This window comes from Cupriavidus sp. GA3-3 (assembly GCF_000389805.1).
Taxonomy (GTDB): domain Bacteria; phylum Pseudomonadota; class Gammaproteobacteria; order Burkholderiales; family Burkholderiaceae; genus Cupriavidus; species Cupriavidus necator_D.
Genome location: NZ_KB944478.1, coordinates 130,801 through 146,261 on the forward strand (window position 1 = coordinate 130,801; position 15,461 = coordinate 146,261).

General features: G+C 66.9%; 15 protein-coding genes. 9 read left to right on the forward strand and 6 right to left on the reverse strand.

Translation table 11 applies throughout. The features are described from left to right. Positions 1-6 precede the first annotated feature (6 nt). On the reverse strand, positions 7-228 hold the full coding sequence (locus tag C265_RS14410; protein ID WP_010809031.1) for a hypothetical protein: 222 nt from the start codon (positions 226-228) through the stop codon (positions 7-9). Between the two features lie 97 nt (positions 229-325). After that, positions 326-2,410 (reverse strand): excinuclease ABC subunit UvrB, encoded by a 2,085-nt coding sequence (uvrB, locus tag C265_RS14415; RefSeq protein ID WP_010809032.1) that lies wholly within the window; start codon positions 2,408-2,410, stop codon positions 326-328. Positions 2,411-2,595: 185 nt separating this feature from the next. Here uvrB and C265_RS14420 point away from each other — a divergent pair, with 185 nt between their 5' ends. Both C265_RS14420 and C265_RS14425 read left to right on the forward strand, forming a co-directional pair. Next, positions 2,596-3,792: an amino acid aminotransferase gene (locus C265_RS14420; RefSeq protein WP_010809033.1), complete on the forward strand. Its 1,197-nt coding sequence runs from the start codon at positions 2,596-2,598 to the stop codon at positions 3,790-3,792. Between the two features lie 311 nt (positions 3,793-4,103). Then, positions 4,104-5,363 (forward strand): polyhydroxyalkanoate depolymerase, encoded by a 1,260-nt coding sequence (locus tag C265_RS14425; RefSeq protein ID WP_010809034.1) that lies wholly within the window; start codon positions 4,104-4,106, stop codon positions 5,361-5,363. 47 nt (positions 5,364-5,410) lie between these two features. Here the strand turns inward: C265_RS14425 and C265_RS14430 are convergent, their stop codons facing one another. After that, complete coding sequence (locus tag C265_RS14430; RefSeq protein WP_010809035.1) at positions 5,411-6,046, reverse strand: TetR/AcrR family transcriptional regulator; 636 nt, start codon at positions 6,044-6,046, stop codon at positions 5,411-5,413. 295 nt (positions 6,047-6,341) lie between these two features. Here C265_RS14430 and rsxB point away from each other — a divergent pair, with 295 nt between their 5' ends. Further along, complete coding sequence (rsxB, locus tag C265_RS14435) at positions 6,342-7,151, forward strand: electron transport complex subunit RsxB (RefSeq protein WP_010809036.1); 810 nt, start codon at positions 6,342-6,344, stop codon at positions 7,149-7,151. Further along, the gene (gene nth / locus C265_RS14440) at positions 7,148-7,792 is read left to right on the forward strand and encodes an endonuclease III (protein WP_010809037.1); all 645 of its coding nucleotides are present in this window, start codon (positions 7,148-7,150) and stop codon (positions 7,790-7,792) included. The genes rsxB and nth overlap by 4 nt, the downstream gene beginning before the upstream one ends. Before the next feature lie 15 nt (positions 7,793-7,807). On the opposite strand, the gene C265_RS14445 is transcribed toward nth, so the two are convergent. Further along, complete coding sequence (locus tag C265_RS14445) at positions 7,808-8,434, reverse strand: TetR/AcrR family transcriptional regulator (RefSeq protein ID WP_010809038.1); 627 nt, start codon at positions 8,432-8,434, stop codon at positions 7,808-7,810. Between the two features lie 85 nt (positions 8,435-8,519). Here C265_RS14445 and C265_RS14450 point away from each other — a divergent pair, with 85 nt between their 5' ends. The 3 genes from C265_RS14450 to C265_RS14460 are packed head-to-tail and all read left to right on the forward strand — an operon-like array spanning position 8,520 to position 11,814. Further along, positions 8,520-10,085, forward strand: a complete 1,566-nt coding sequence (locus C265_RS14450) for an NAD(P)/FAD-dependent oxidoreductase (protein ID WP_010809039.1) — start codon at positions 8,520-8,522, stop codon at positions 10,083-10,085. After that, complete coding sequence (locus C265_RS14455) at positions 10,082-11,065, forward strand: alpha/beta fold hydrolase (protein ID WP_010809040.1); 984 nt, start codon at positions 10,082-10,084, stop codon at positions 11,063-11,065. Before C265_RS14450 ends, C265_RS14455 begins: the two co-directional genes overlap by 4 nt. Positions 11,066-11,082: 17 nt before the next feature. Beyond that, positions 11,083-11,814: a Coq4 family protein gene (locus C265_RS14460; RefSeq protein ID WP_010809041.1), complete on the forward strand. Its 732-nt coding sequence runs from the start codon at positions 11,083-11,085 to the stop codon at positions 11,812-11,814. A 68-nt stretch (positions 11,815-11,882) separates the two neighbouring features. Here the strand turns inward: C265_RS14460 and C265_RS14465 are convergent, their stop codons facing one another. Together C265_RS14465 and C265_RS14470 are read right to left on the reverse strand one after the other, a co-directional pair. After that, the gene (locus C265_RS14465; protein WP_010809042.1) at positions 11,883-12,470 is read right to left on the reverse strand and encodes a malonic semialdehyde reductase; all 588 of its coding nucleotides are present in this window, start codon (positions 12,468-12,470) and stop codon (positions 11,883-11,885) included. Between the two features lie 88 nt (positions 12,471-12,558). Next, complete coding sequence (locus C265_RS14470; RefSeq protein ID WP_010809043.1) at positions 12,559-13,497, reverse strand: DMT family transporter; 939 nt, start codon at positions 13,495-13,497, stop codon at positions 12,559-12,561. A 101-nt stretch (positions 13,498-13,598) separates the two neighbouring features. On the opposite strand from C265_RS14470, the gene C265_RS14475 reads away from it, so the two are divergent. Together C265_RS14475 and C265_RS14480 are read left to right on the forward strand one after the other, a co-directional pair. After that, complete coding sequence (locus C265_RS14475) at positions 13,599-14,030, forward strand: DUF1841 family protein (protein WP_010809044.1); 432 nt, start codon at positions 13,599-13,601, stop codon at positions 14,028-14,030. 133 nt (positions 14,031-14,163) lie between these two features. Then, on the forward strand, positions 14,164-15,456 hold the full coding sequence (locus C265_RS14480) for a phospholipase A (RefSeq protein WP_010809045.1): 1,293 nt from the start codon (positions 14,164-14,166) through the stop codon (positions 15,454-15,456). The last annotated feature ends 5 nt before the right edge of the window (positions 15,457-15,461 follow it).

Here is a 15,461-nt window from a genome sequence, read left to right on the forward strand (position 1 = left end):
GCCTGGCTAGTTGACCTCGCCGGCGTCGATCGCGCGCATGGCGCCGGCCTCCGCCAGGGCGATGGCCCCTTCGGGCGTGGGCGCGTCGCCCGCAATCGCCTCGTAGCTGGGGCCGGATGGCTCGCCGAAGGCATCGGCGATGCGCATCTGCGCCGCAAACCCGCCGGCGGCATTGGGGACCGCGCTGACCACGACCGCGTAGCCGCCGTATTCAAACTGGCGTTCCATCTTGCCTCCTTCGCGGCAGCCTTCGCGCTTTCACCCTTCATGACCGGCGCCGCCGCGAATTTCACTATAGGCGAAGCGCGCGTGGCGGTGCGGCGTATCAGGCAGGCGGCAGCGCGCCCTCTCCACTGGCGCCGAACACCTGCGCCTTGAGCTTGGCCAGCTGGTCGCGCACCTGCGCCGCCTGCTCGAACTCCAGGTTGCGGGCGTGATCGAGCATGAGCTTCTCCAAACGCCTGATTTCCTTGGAGACCTGCTTCTCGCTCATGTCCTCGTAGCGGGCCTGCTCCTGCGCCGCCAGCAGCTCGGCCCTGGCATCGTTGACGCTATAGACGCCGTCGATAATGTCCTTGATGCGCTTGACCACGCCGCGCGGCGTGATGCCGTTGGCCTCGTTGAAGGCGATCTGCTTGGCACGGCGGCGCTCGGTCTCTCCAATCGCCTTCTTCATCGACTCGGTCATGCGGTCCGCGTACAGGATCGCGGTACCGTTGACGTTGCGCGCGGCGCGCCCGATGGTCTGGATCAGCGAGCGCTCGGCGCGCAGGAAGCCTTCCTTGTCCGCATCGAGGATCGCCACCAGCGACACCTCGGGAATATCCAGGCCTTCGCGCAGCAGGTTGATGCCCACCAGCACGTCGAAGGTGCCCAGGCGCAGGTCGCGGATGATCTCCACGCGCTCGACCGTGTCGATGTCCGAGTGCAGGTAGCGCACCTTGACGCCGTTCTCGGACAGGAACTCGGTCAGCTGCTCGGCCATGCGCTTGGTCAGCGTGGTCACCAGCACGCGTTCGCCAACTTCCACGCGGGCGTGGATTTCCGATAGCAGGTCATCCACCTGCGTGGTCGCCGGGCGCACCATGATGATGGGATCGACCAGCCCGGTCGGACGCACCACCTGCTCCACCACCTGCCCGGCATTGTCCTGCTCGAACTGCGCCGGCGTGGCCGAAACAAACATCACCTGGCGCATCTTGCGCTCGAATTCGTCGAACTTCAGCGGCCGGTTGTCCAGCGCCGAGGGCAGCCGGAAGCCGTACTCCACCAGCGTGGTCTTGCGCGCGCGGTCGCCGTTGTACATGCCGTTGAGCTGGCCGATCAGCACGTGCGACTCGTCCAGGAACATCAGCGCGTCGGGCGGCAGGTAGTCGACCAGCGTCGGCGGCGGCTCGCCCGGCTTCGCGCCGGACAGGTGCCGCGAATAGTTCTCGATGCCCTTGCAGAAGCCCAGCTCGGACAGCATTTCCAGGTCGAAGCGGGTGCGCTGCTCAAGCCGCTGCGCCTCCACCAACCGGTTTTCCTTGTGGAAGAACTCCAGCCGCTCGCGCAGCTCCGACTTGATCGCCTCGATCGCGCGCAGCACGGTCTCGCGCGGGGTCACATAGTGGCTCGACGGATAGACCGTGAAGCGCGGGATCTTCTGGCGCACGCGGCCAGTCAGCGGGTCGAAGAACTGCAGCGACTCGACTTCGTCGTCGAACATCTCCAGCCGCACCGCCATCTCGGCATGCTCGGCCGGGAAGATGTCGATGGTGTCGCCGCGCACGCGGAAGGTGCCGCGCTGGAAATCGGTCTCGTTGCGGGTGTACTGCATCGCGATCAGGCGCGCGATCACATCGCGCTGGCTGATCTTGTCGCCGGCCCGCAAGGTGAGAATCATCTGGTGGTATTCGGTCGGGTTGCCGATACCATAGATCGCAGAGACGGTCGCCACGATGATCGTGTCGCGGCGCTCCAGCAGGCTCTTGGTCGCCGACAGCCGCATCTGCTCGATATGCTCGTTGATCGACGAGTCCTTCTCGATAAACAGGTCGCGCTGCGGGACGTAGGCCTCGGGCTGGTAGTAATCGTAGTAGCTGACGAAGTACTCGACCGCGTTGCGCGGGAAGAACTCGCGAAACTCGGCGTAGAGCTGGGCCGCCAGCGTCTTGTTGGGCGCGAACACGATCGCCGGCCGTCCCATCCGGGCGATCACATTGGCCATGGTGAAGGTCTTGCCCGAACCCGTCACCCCCAGCAGCGTCTGGAACGACAGGCCGTCCTCGACCCCCTCCACCAGTTGCCGGATGGCCTCCGGCTGGTCGCCGGCGGGCGGGAACGGCTGGTAGAGCTGGAACGGGGAGCCGGGGAATGTGACGAATTTGTCTTCGTCCAGGGCCGGCGCGGCTTCTGCAAGGTTCGACATAGGGGGCGAATTTACGGGCGGGATTAGGGAAATACCTCAGGAATACGGGGCGAATACGCTAGAATCTTGGGGTTGCCAGCCCCCGCTTCAAGCCGGAAGCGTCACGGGGGCCTGTCAGCCCCCAGCGCAGTCCGAAGCATTCTACGCCTTCCCGTTTTCTTACATAGCCGACCACGAGATTCCAAATGAGTTTGTTTTCTGCCGTCGAGATGGCCCCGCGCGACCCGATCCTGGGCCTCAACGAAGCCTTCAATGCCGATACCCGCCCGACCAAGGTCAACCTGGGCGTTGGCGTGTACTTCACCGACGAAGGGAAAATCCCCCTGCTGCGCGCCGTCCAGGAGGCAGAAAAGGCACGTCTGACTACCGCCACGCCGCGTGGCTACCTGCCGATCGAAGGCATTGCCGCCTATGACCAGGCCGTGCAGACGCTGCTGTTCGGCAAGGAATCGCCGCTGATCACGGAAGGCCGCGTGGTGACGGCCCAGGCACTCGGCGGCACCGGCGCGCTGAAGATCGGCGCCGACTTCCTGAAGCGCCTGTATCCGGACGCCAAGGTCGCCATCAGCGACCCGAGCTGGGAAAACCACCGCGCACTGTTCGAATCCGCCGGCTTCCCGGTGGTCAACTATGCCTACTACGACGCCCCCAGCCACGGCCTGAACTTTGCCGGCATGGTGGAATCGCTGAAGTCGTTCCCGGCCAACACCATCGTCGTGCTGCACGCCTGCTGCCACAACCCGACCGGCGTGGACCTGTCGCCCGAGCAGTGGAAGCAGGTGGTGGAACTGGTCAAGGAACGCAACCTGATCCCGTTCCTGGACATGGCCTACCAGGGCTTTGCCGACGGCATCGACCCGGACGGCGCCGCCGTGCGCCTGTTCGCGGACTCCGGACTGCCCTTCTTCGTGTCGAGCTCGTTCTCGAAGAGCTTCTCGCTGTACGGCGAGCGCGTCGGCGCGCTGTCGATCGTCACCACCAGCAAGGAAGAAGCGCAGCGCGTGATGTCGCAGGTCAAGCGCGTGATCCGCACCAACTACTCCAACCCGCCGACGCACGGCGGCACCGTGGTCGCGACCGTGCTGAACAGCCCGGAACTGCGCGCCATGTGGGAAGAAGAGCTGGCCGAGATGCGCGACCGCATCAAGCTGATGCGCCATGCGCTGGTCGACAAGCTGGCCGCCAAGGGCGTGCCGGGCGACTTCTCCTTCGTCAAGGCGCAGCGCGGCATGTTCTCGTACTCGGGCCTGACCTCGGCCCAGGTGGACCGCCTGCGCAACGAGCATGGCATCTACGCCGTCGGCACCGGCCGCATCTGCGTGGCCGCGCTGAACAGCCGCAACATCGACGCCGTCGTCGATGCGATCGCAGCTGTGATGTAAAAGGCTTTTGCAATCGCCATCCCGCAACAGGTGGCGACTGGCGCAAGCGTCACAAGGCAATGCACAAAAAGCGGCTTCGGCCGCTTTTTGCATTTGTTTACGATTTATCAGCCAATGTCATCAAGAAATCAGCCTTTTACCTTATTGTTTTCCGCAGCAACGGATGTACTTTAAGGTATATGCTGCAGAGCAAGATCGTTAGCACGGTCGTTCGGTTAAAGGCATAATCGGCGCCACGATCCCCCGGTGTATTGTCAGTACATTAGTACTTGGTAGTACGTACCTCTTAGCTAGACCCAGGCAGAAAAGGCATGCTCTACCAATTGCATGAGTTCCAGCGCTCGATCCTGCACCCGCTGACCGCGTGGGCCCAGGCGACCGCCAAGACCTTCACCAACCCCCTCAGCCCGCTCTCGCTGGTTCCCGGCGCACCCCGCCTGGCTGCCGGCTATGAACTGCTGTACCGGCTCGGCAAGGAATACGAAAAACCGGCATTCGACATCAAGTCGGTGCGCTCCAACGGGCGCGACATCCCCATCGTCGAGCAGACCGTGCTTGAAAAGCCGTTCTGCAAGCTGGTGCGCTTCAAGCGCTATGCCGACGACCCGGAGACCATCAAGCTGCTCAAGGATGAGCCGGTGGTGCTGGTGGCCGCGCCGCTGTCGGGCCACCATGCCACGCTGCTGCGCGACACGGTGCGCACGCTGCTGCAGGACCACAAGGTCTACGTCACCGACTGGATCGACGCACGCATGGTGCCGGTCGAGGAAGGCGCGTTCCACCTGTCGGACTACATCTACTACATCCAGGAATTCATCCGCCATATCGGCGCCGAGAACCTGCATGTGATCTCGGTATGCCAGCCCACCGTGCCGGTGCTGGCCGCGATCTCGCTGATGGCCTCGGCCGGCGAGAAGACGCCGCGCACCATGACCATGATGGGCGGCCCGATCGACGCCCGCAAGAGCCCCACCGCGGTCAACTCGCTGGCGACCAACAAGTCGTTCGAGTGGTTCGAGAACAACGTCATCTACACCGTGCCGGCCAACTACCCCGGCCACGGCCGCCGCGTCTACCCGGGCTTTTTGCAGCATGCCGGTTTCGTGGCGATGAACCCGGACCGGCACCTTTCCTCGCACTATGACTTCTACCTGAGCCTGGTCGAGGGCGATGCGGATGACGCCGAAGCCCACGTGCGCTTCTACGACGAATACAACGCGGTGCTCGACATGGCCGCCGAGTACTACCTCGACACCATCCGCGAGGTGTTCCAGGAATTCCGCCTGGCCAACGGCACCTGGGCCATCGACGGCAATCCGGTGCGGCCGCAGGACATCAAGAGCACCGCGCTGATGACCGTCGAGGGCGAACTGGACGACATCTCGGGCGCGGGCCAGACCGCCGCGGCGCACGACCTGTGCGCCGGCATCCCGAAAACCCGCAAGCAGCACCTGAACGCGGCACACTGCGGCCACTACGGCATCTTCTCGGGCCGGCGCTGGCGCGAAGAGATCTACCCGCAGCTGCGCGACTTTATCCGCAAGTACCACCAGGCCTCGGCCACCAGGTAAGAAAACGCCCGCGATTGCGGGCGTTTCTTCTTGCGGGGCCGGGATGCTCAGTGCTTCTTCAGGTAGCTGAGCAGCATTTCCGAGTGCAGCTCGGCAAAGCGCTCATGCTCCTGCTGCGAGGCCACGTCGCGGCCGATCACGGCACTGATGGTATAGCGGTTGGACAGCACGTAGTAGCCCAGCGCGGAAATCGTCAGGTAGAACTGCGGCACGTCGATATCGTCGCGGAACACGCCTTGTTCCTGCCCGCGCCGGATCACGTCGGCCAGCACATCCACCACCGGGTTGATCAGCTGCTGCAGCTGCGCCGACTTCTTCAGGTGCCGGGCCTCGTGCAGGTTCTCGCTGTTGACCAGGCGGATGAACTCCGGGTGCTCGTAATACCAGTCCCAGACGAAACGCGCCAGCGTGCGCACGCCCTGGACCGGGTCTTCGTCGACCAGGTGCAGCTGCTCCTCGTCGGCGCGGAAATTAGCGTATTGCTTCTCAAGCACCGCCAGGAACAGGCCTTCCTTGCTGCCGTAGTAGTAGTACAGCATGCGTTCGTTGGTTTCCGCGCGCCGGGCAATCTGGTCGACGCGGGCGCCGGCCAGACCCCCCTTGGCGAATTCCTCGGTGGCCGCAGCGAGGATGCGTCGGCGCGTCCCTTCCGGGTCGCGTTTGGTCTTGGGCTCAGTTGACATGGGGTGGCTGGTCGATCGTTGCGCGGATTATGGCATAGGCCGGAATGCGGCAATCCGGCGGTGCGCGCATCATCGCCGTTTCTGCCCGCCGGCGAAATCGGGGATAATCCTTGCGGCGCGATGGCTCGCAGGGGTCCACAGAGATCCCGGTGCCGCAGGGTCGCTGGCCTATTGTCCGCCGCCGGGTTCGGCTGTTATGTCGCCAAACCCTCACAGCGCCCCGTAAATATCGTGTCTTGACCGTTCTGATCCGGCCTTGGTCCCTGTCTTGTCCCCTGATTTCCTGCCCGTAGTCGTGAATCCCGCCGTCAAGTCCCTTGCCGACCGCATCGAAGCGCTGCTGCCACAGACCCAGTGCACAAAATGCGGCTTCAACGGCTGCCGCCCCTACGCCGAAGCCATGGCCAGCGGCGAAGCCGCCTGCAACCGCTGCCCGCCCGGCGGCGCGGAAGGAATCGTGCGCCTGGCCGCGGCGCTCGGCACCGAACCACTGCCGCTGGACCCGGAGCGCGGCAGCGAACAGCCGCGCGCGGTGGCCCGCATCGACGAGAGCCTTTGCATCGGCTGCACGCTTTGCATCCAGGCCTGCCCGGTCGATGCGATTGCCGGCGCCGCCAAGCAGATGCATACGGTGATCCCTGACTGGTGCACCGGCTGCGACCTGTGCGTGGCGCCCTGCCCGGTCGACTGCATCGACATGGTCCCGGTCACCGGCGCGCGCACCGGCTGGGCCGCGTGGTCGCAGGCGCAGGCCGATGCCGCGCACGCGCGCTACCTGGCACGCAATGCGCGGCTGGTGCGCGAGCGCGAGGAAAACGACGCGCGCCTGGCCGCCAAGGCCGCCGCCAAGCTGGCCGCGGTGCAGGCCGAAGCGCCGGAAAGCGATGCCGAGCGCGCCGCGCAGGAACGCAAGCGCGCCATCATCCAGGCCGCCATCGAACGCGCCCGGCAGAAGCAGCAAGCCGCGCAGCCGCGCAATACGGAGAACGTCTCGGCTGCGGTGCAGGCCCAGATCGACGCCGCCGAAGCACGGCGCGCGCGTGCGGGGCTTGCCAAGCCTGGATCCGACCAGAACGCCAATTCCGACCCAGAAGAAAAACAATGAACGCCGCCAAGTGCCGTGCCATCTTTGAGACGCTGCGCGAAACCAACCCTGCCCCGACCACCGAACTGGAATACAGCTCGCCGTTCGAGCTGCTGATCGCCGTGCTGCTGTCGGCGCAGGCCACCGACGTCGGCGTCAACAAGGCCACGCGGAGGCTGTTCCCGGTGGCGCATACCCCGCGGCAGATGCTGGACCTGGGCGAAGCCGGCCTCAGCGAGTACATCAAGACCATCGGGCTGTACAAGACCAAGGCGAAGCATGTGATCGAAACCTGCCGCATCCTGGTCGAGCGCCACGGCGGCAAGGTCCCGCCCGAGCGCGAAGCGCTGGAGGCGCTGCCGGGCGTGGGCCGCAAGACCGCCAACGTGGTGCTCAACACCGCGTTCGGCGAGCCCACCATCGCGGTGGACACGCATATCTTCCGAGTAGCGAACCGCACCGGGCTGGCGCCGGGCAAGACCGTGCAGATCGTCGAGCAGAAGCTGCTCAAGTGCGTGCCGCATGAGTTCCTGCACGATGCCCACCACTGGCTGATCCTGCACGGCCGCTACGTGTGCAAGGCGCGCAAGCCCGAGTGCTGGCACTGCGTGATCGAGCCGCTATGCGAGTTCAGGGAAAAGACGCCGGCGCCGCAGCTGTAACCCGGGCCTGGTGTCCTAGTCCGGCTCGTGCGCCAGCACCAGGGCCAGCTGTAGCGCGGTGCGCGCGACCACCTCCACCTCGGGCGCGTAGCCGTGCGTGATCCAGCGCAGGGCGATGTGGACCACCCCGCCCGCCACCCCCGCCGTCAGCAACGGATCGAGCTTGCGTCCCGGCGGCAGCAGCGCTTGCGCGAGCAGCCCGCCGAATTCATCCAGCGAATCCGCCAGCGCCCCGTCGACCAGCTTGCTGACGCCGCGGATTTCCACCAGGAACACCCGCGCTGAACGCGGCTCGCGCCGCAGCGCCCCGAAATAGGCGCGCAGCATGGCCAGCGCGCGTTGCTGGCCCTCGCCTCCGGCCCCCTCGCCCGCCAGGGCGAGGGTGTGCAGCAAGCGGTGGGTCACCGTTTGAAACGATGCCAGCAGCAAGGCCTCGCTGTTGGCGAACGACTCATAGAAATACCGTTCGGTCAGGCCCGCGGCCTCGCACACGGCCTTGACGGTGGCGTTCTGGTAGCCGCGCTCGCCGTAGACCTGCACGGCCGCGGCAATCAGCTGCACACGGCGTTGGGCACGTCGTTCTTCGGCTTCGGCGCCGCGGTAGCGACGCGCGGGGGTGAGCTCGGTCGTCATGCGCGCCATTATGACATTCCCTATTGTCAGATTCCTTGCCGGATCGTTTCTGACAATCTATGTTGTCAGAAGCGCCACTCGCCCGGACCCCCCCATGACCGCCTCAAGTCCCGATGACGCAGTCCTTGATGTCCTGATCGTAGGCGCCGGCCTGTCCGGCATCGGCGCCGCGCGCCAGCTGCAAATGCGCTGCCCCGGCAAGCGCTACGCCATCCTGGAGGCGCGTGAGGCCATGGGTGGCACCTGGGACCTGTTCCGCTACCCGGGCATCCGCTCGGATTCGGACATGTACACGCTGGGCTACCGCTTCAAGCCCTGGCGCGGCGCCAAGGCCATCGCCGACGGGCCGTCGATTCGCGCCTACATCCGCGAAACCGCCGAAGAGGCCGGCATCACGTCACATATCCGCTTCGGCCATCGGGTCATCAGCGCGGCATGGGACAGCGCCGCAGCCTGCTGGACGGTCGAAGCCGAACGCACCGCGGACCACAGCCGGCTGCGCCTGCGCACACGCTTTCTCTATGTGTGCGCAGGCTATTACAGCTATGCCGAGGGCCACCGGCCCGAATTTGCAGGCGAAGCGCAATTCCGCGGCAGCATGGTGCATCCGCAGTTCTGGGACGAATCGCTCGACTATTCCGGCAAGCGCGTGGTGGTGATCGGCAGCGGCGCCACGGCGGTCACGCTGGTGCCGGCCATGGCGAAAAGCGCCGCGCACGTGACGATGCTGCAGCGCTCTCCCACCTATATCGTGACGCGCCCCGGCGAGGACGCCATCGCCCACAAGCTGCGCCGCGTGCTGCCGGAGCGGCTGGCCTACGCCGCCACGCGCTGGAAGAACGTGCTGCTGGGCATGATGTTCTTCCAGCTGGCGCGGCGCCGGCCGGACCGCGTCAGGCAGCGCCTGATCGCCATGGCGGCAGCGCAACTGGCGCCGGGCTATGACGTCGGCACCCACTTCACGCCCCGCTACCGGCCCTGGGACCAGCGCCTGTGCCTGGTGCCCGACGGCGACCTGTTCCGAGCGATCCGCGACGGGCGCGCATCGGTGGTGACCGACACCATCGACCGGTTCACCGAGAACGGCATCGTGCTGGCCAGCGGCAAGACGCTGGCCGCGGATGTCGTGGTGGTGGCCACCGGCCTCAAGCTGAACATGCTGGGCGACATTGCGCTCACCGTGGACGGCCAGCCGCGCCGCCCCGCCGAATGCCTGGCCTACAAGGGGATGATGCTGAGCGATGTGCCCAACCTCGTGCTGGCCTTCGGGTACACCAATGCCTCGTGGACGCTCAAGGCCGACCTCACGGCCGAGTACGTCTGCCGCCTGCTGCGTCATATGGATCGCCACGCCCACCGCATTGCCGTGCCGCGCGCCCCGGCTGACGTTGAGCCGACCCCGTTCCTGGATTTCACCTCCGGCTACGTGCAGCGTGCCGCCACCGTGCTGCCCCGGCAAGGGCATCGCAAGCCATGGCGCGTGCACCAGAACTACCTGAAAGACCTGCTGACGATCCGGCACGGGCGCATCGCAGACGGCGTGTTGCAGTTCGATGTCCCGCCTCCCTCTCCCCTGGCACACCGGGCGCACCGGGACGGCCAGGACACCACCGACAACAACACGGTGCCGGCCGTTGCCGCCAGCGAGGTGCAATCATGACCATCGTCCTGACCGTTTTCGCGGTGCTGATCGGGCTGATCCTGGCGCTGGGCGCGTCGCTGTATCTGTACACGTGGCGCACCGCGCGGCGCATCGAAGCCGCCATGCCGCCGCACGGCCGCTTTGTCGACGTGCCCGGCGCGCGGCTGCACGTGGTGGAGCGCGGCCAGGGCCCGGCGGTGCTGCTGGTGCATGGCCTGTCCGGCCAGCTTGAGAATTTTGGCTACGGCATGATCGGGCCGCTTGCCGAGCATTTCCGCGTGATCGCCGTCGACCGCCCCGGCGCGGGCCACTCCATACGCACGCCGGGCAGCGCCGCGGACCTGCCGGCGCAGGCCGCAGCGCTCGCCGCGCTGTGCGACAAGCTTGGCCTGGAGCGTCCGCTGGTGGTGGGCCATTCGCTCGGTGGCGCGATTGCGCTGGCACTGGCCATCCACCACCCCGAGCGCGTGGGCGGGCTGGCACTGATCGCGCCGCTCACGCACCCGCCCAAGGCGATCTCGCCGGTGTTCCAGGCCATGACCGTGCCCAGCACGTGGCTGCGCCGGCTGATGGCATGGACGCTGGTGGTGCCGATGTCGATTCGGCGCCGCGAAGCCGTGATGGACATCGTGTTCGGCCCGGACCCGGTGCCGGACGACTTCCCGACGCGCGGAGGCGGGCTGCTGGCGCTGCGGCCCCGCCACTTCCTGGCCGCGTCCGAAGACCTGATCGGCGCCGCGCAGAGCCTGCCGGCGCTGCTGCACCGCTACGGCACGCTGCGCGTGCCGGTCAGTGTCCTCTACGGCCGCGAAGACCGCATCCTGGATTTTGCCGAGCATGGCGAAGCGCTCGCCGCCAAGGTTCCGGGCGCCACGCTGACATTGGTCAGCGGCGGGCATATGCTGCCGGTGACCGCCATCGACACCAGCGTCGATTTCGTCCGCGACGCCGCCGCCCGGCTGCAAGTCCCCGCGCCGGCCCAGGCGCAGGTCGCCTGATCCACGGAGCCCCGCCCATGGCCACCACCACCGCTTCCAACCCCTACAAGCACAATGTCTTCGCCGCGTTCCAGGCCGTTCGCAAGCTGATGGCGAACGGCAACGACACGGAGCAGGTGTTCCGCATCATGCGCGCGCTCAACGGGCCGTCCATGCCCCGCAACTTCAAGCGGCTGCTGAGCACGCCCGACGGGCGGCGCATGGTCTACCAGCGCATCGAGCTGGCGGAGCGCCTGTCCGATCCCGCCTACGTGGCCAGGTTCGCACCGGGCACGGTGGGCGCGGCCTATCGCGCGTTCCTGGAACAGACCGGCTACAGCGCTGACGGGCTGGCCAAGGTCTCGAACCTGGACCAGGAACCGTTGATCGAGGACGCCTACATGTGGTTCGGCCGGCGTACCCGCGACATCCACGACATCTGGCATGTGCTCACCGGCTACCGGGCCGATGAAAGCCTTGGCGAAGCCGCACTGGTGGCATTCAGCTATGCGCAGACCGGCGGCAAGGGCTGGGCCTTCATCGCCATCGCGGCGTCGCTGAAAAGCCTGCGCGTGAGCGGCAGGCTGGCCTTTGCGCGGGCCGTGCTGGAGGGCTACCGGCTGGGCCGGCGCGCCCGCTGGCTGTTGGGCGAGGACTATGAAAAGCTGCTGCACGAACCCATCGGCGCGGCCCGCGCGCGGCTTGGCATTGCCGAACCCCAGCGCTACCTGGCCTGCAATCCCGATCCCCTGCAGGAGTGGACGGCCTGAAGCGCTGCTGCGTGCCCCAAAAAAAAGCGACCACGGCCGGGTCGCTTTTTTGATGGTGCGCAGCGCGATCAGACGATGCGGCAGGCTTCGTCGAACGACAGGCGCGGGCCGCGCGGGAACAGCTTGTCGGCCTCGCCGTAGCCCAGGTTGCACAGGAAGTTGACCTGCCACTTGCCATCGGGGAAGAAGGCTGCGTTGACCTTGTCGGCATCGAAGCCGCCCATCGGGCCGCAGTCCAGGCCCAGCGCGCGCGCCGCCAGGATGAAGTAGCCGCCTTGCAGCGAGCTGTTCATCAGCGCGTCGCGGGCGATCTTCTCGTCGTTGCCGGCGTACCAGGAACGGGCGTCGGCATGCGGGAACAGCTTGGGCAGCTGGTCGTGGAAGGCGGTGTCGAAGGCGATGATGGCCGTCACCGGCGCCGAACGGGTCTTGTCGACGTTGCCGGCCGACACGCAGTCCACCAGGCGCGCCTTCTCGGCAGCGCTCTTGACGAACACGATGCGCGCCGGGCTGCTGTTGGCAGCGGTCGGGCCGAACTTCATCGCTTCATAGATCTGGTGCAGCACGGCGTCGTCCACGTGGCGGTCCTGCCACACGTTGTGCGTGCGGGCTTCGGTGAACAGCTGCGCCAGCGCGGCGTTGTCGATCTGGGACATGCGCTTCTTTCCTGTACGGGATTTGAGGGAAGGGGCGATTGTACCCAACGCTTTGTGCGCGCCACGACAGCGCCTTTGAGCAACCCGTTCAATTCCCTTGCATATCGGCGCGGGCCGGCACCGGCGCACTGCCCCTGCGGGTCAGCCACAGCACGCCGGCCAGGATCAGCCCGCCGCCCACGGCCTGCGCCGTGCCGATATGCTCGCCCAGCAGCAGCGCCGCCAGCAACACGGTGACCACCGGCTCCAGCGTCGACAGCATCGACGCCTGCGCCGCGCCCAGTCGCTGCAGGCCGGCGAAGAAGGTCAGGATCGCCAGCACCGTCGACAGCAGCGCGATGCCCGCCAGCGCCAGCCAGCCGCCGGCAGTGGCCGGGAACTGCGGCGGCGCGCCCGCCCCCATCCGCAGCAGGCCGACGGCGCCGTAGACCAGCGCCGCCGCGGTGCAGATCACCGTGGTGGTGGCAATCGGGTTGACGCCAGCGGTCACGCGCGCGCCGACGATGATATAGACCGAGTAGATCACCGCCGCCGCCAGCCCCAGCGCGATCCCCAGCGGCGAGCCCTCGCCGCCGCCGACGGTCAGGCCGGCGCCGACCGAGCACAGCACCAGCGCGATCACCGCGGCGGTGGTCAGCCGCTCCTTCAGGAAGATGGCCGCCAGGATCGTCACGAACAGCGGGTACAGGTATAGCAACAGCGCCACCAGGCTGGCCTGCGCATGGTTGAGTGCGCTGAAGAAGCAGAACGACTGGCCGACATAGCCGATGCCGCCCATCGCCGCCAGCGCCAGCACGCGGCGCCACGGCGGCAGGCCGATGCCGCGCGTGCGCATCACCCAGGCCAGTGCCGCGGCGGCCAGCACGAAGCGCACCAGCAGCAGCCCGTAGACATTCGCGCCGGCCGCGTAGGCAAAGCGCGCGAAGATCGCCATGGCGCCAAAGGCGCTGGCCGACAACGCGATCAGCAGCACGCCGGCCAGCTTGTCGCGGGCATGGTCCGGGGCGGTTTGGGCGGAAGCGGTCATCGGGCGGGCGGGAAGTCGGCGATCCCGCATTCTACTTGGCGCCGTCTGCAGCAACCGGGCCGCCAGCGCGGGCCGCGGCCCTCGTTTACAATGTCGCCACCATGTTTAATCCCTCACGAGAAGAAGTCCGCCGGTTCTTCTGCGATGCCTGGCAGAAGCAGCTCACAGGCGGCGTGCTGACCCCGCTGGAAGCCATCGCTGTAGACTGGATCGGCGAGCACCCCGAGTACCACGGCCTGCTGCGCGACACCGAAGGTGCGCTGTCGCAGGACTACACACCCGAGCAAGGCCAGACCAACCCCTTCCTGCACCTGTCGATGCACCTGTCGATCTCCGAGCAGGTCTCGGTCGACCAGCCGCGCGGCATCCGCCAGGCCTATGAGGCGCTGGCACGCCGCCTGGATTCCCCGCACGAAGCGCAGCACCAGGTGATGGAATGCCTGGGCGAAATGCTGTGGCAGGCACAGCGCACCGGCCAGCCGCCCGACGGCGACCACTATGTCGATTGCGTCAAGCGCCGCGCCAACCGCTAAGTCCGGTACGCGTCACGCATCAAGTGCAGCGTACAATTCGTCACAACCCTCCGATGGGTGCGTGGTAGTCTTTGCGGGTCCGCATTTTCCCTAGCCGCGTTGCCGTCACATAGCGGCGCGGTGCCCGCAAGCCATGTCCCGTATTGCCCTCCCCCGCCGGCGCCGGCTCGCGCCCGCCGGCCGCGCCGTTGCCCCGCTCTGCCTGTCGCTGATGCTGGCCTGGCCCCTCGCCGGCCACGCCGGCGTGGCGCTGTTGCAGCCGCCGCGCGTGATCGACGGCAACCAGCCGCTCACACTGACGCTGGTGGTCAGCGCCGACGACGCCACGCGCCGCTACCGTATTCCCGACACGCTCGAAGTGACCGCCTCGGGCGACCTGCAGGCGCCGGTGCGGCTGGTGCTGTGGCGCGAAGTCTCGGGCCCGGCCGTGGTCAACCTGCGCCGCGGCGAGCACCGCGCGATCCGCTACACGGTGGCGCTGCCGCCGGCCCTGCGCGGCCAGGTGCGGCTGGATGCCACCGGCATCGACGCCGCGCCGGTGCTGTTGACGCTGAACCGCCTGCCGCGGCCCGGTGAATCCGCCACCGCTGAGCCGCCGGTTGCCGGCAAGGCGCTGGCAGCGAACGGCTTGGAGCCGGCCACCGAAGCCGCCGTACCGGTGACCCCGGTCACCACCGCCGACGCTGCCGCACCCGCTCCGGCCGACCTGCGCGACAGCGCCCGGCTATCGTTCCATGACCCGATGTATTTCATGGTCGGCGCGCATGACGGGGCCAACGCCAAGTTCCAGCTGAGCTTCAAGTACCGCCTCTTCCAGGGCGAAGATCCGGCGTCGAAGCGTCTGTTCGACAACCTCTACGTGGCCTACACCCAGTTCTCGCTATGGGACCTGTCCGAGCAGTCCAAGCCGTTCCGCGACACCAACTACCGGCCCAGCCTGTTCTATTACCTGTCGGATACCGGCGTGCGCAACAACGCCATCAGCCGGCTGTCGCTGGCGGCCGGCCTGGAGCATGAATCCAATGGCCGCAACGGCGACGACTCGCGCAGCATCAATACGGTCTTCGTCAAGCCGACCTTCTACTTTGGCGACCAGAACGACTGGCACTGGCGCGTCGCGCCCAAGCTCTACGCCTACGTGGAAAAGGGCGACAACCCCGACATCGCCCACTACCGCGGTTTCATGGACCTGGGCATTGCCTACGGGCGCCCGGACTCATGGGAGCTCTCCGCCACGCTGCGCAAGGGCACGCGCAAGTGGTACGGCAGCGTCGACGCGCAGCTGACCTACCCGATGGCGCGGCTGATCCCCGGCACCGCGGGCTACCTGATGGCGGGCTACTTCGTCGGCTATGGCGAGAGCCTGCTGGACTACAACCACAAGCTGCCGTGGCAGTTCCGCATCGGCTACGCGCTGTCCCGCTGAACCCA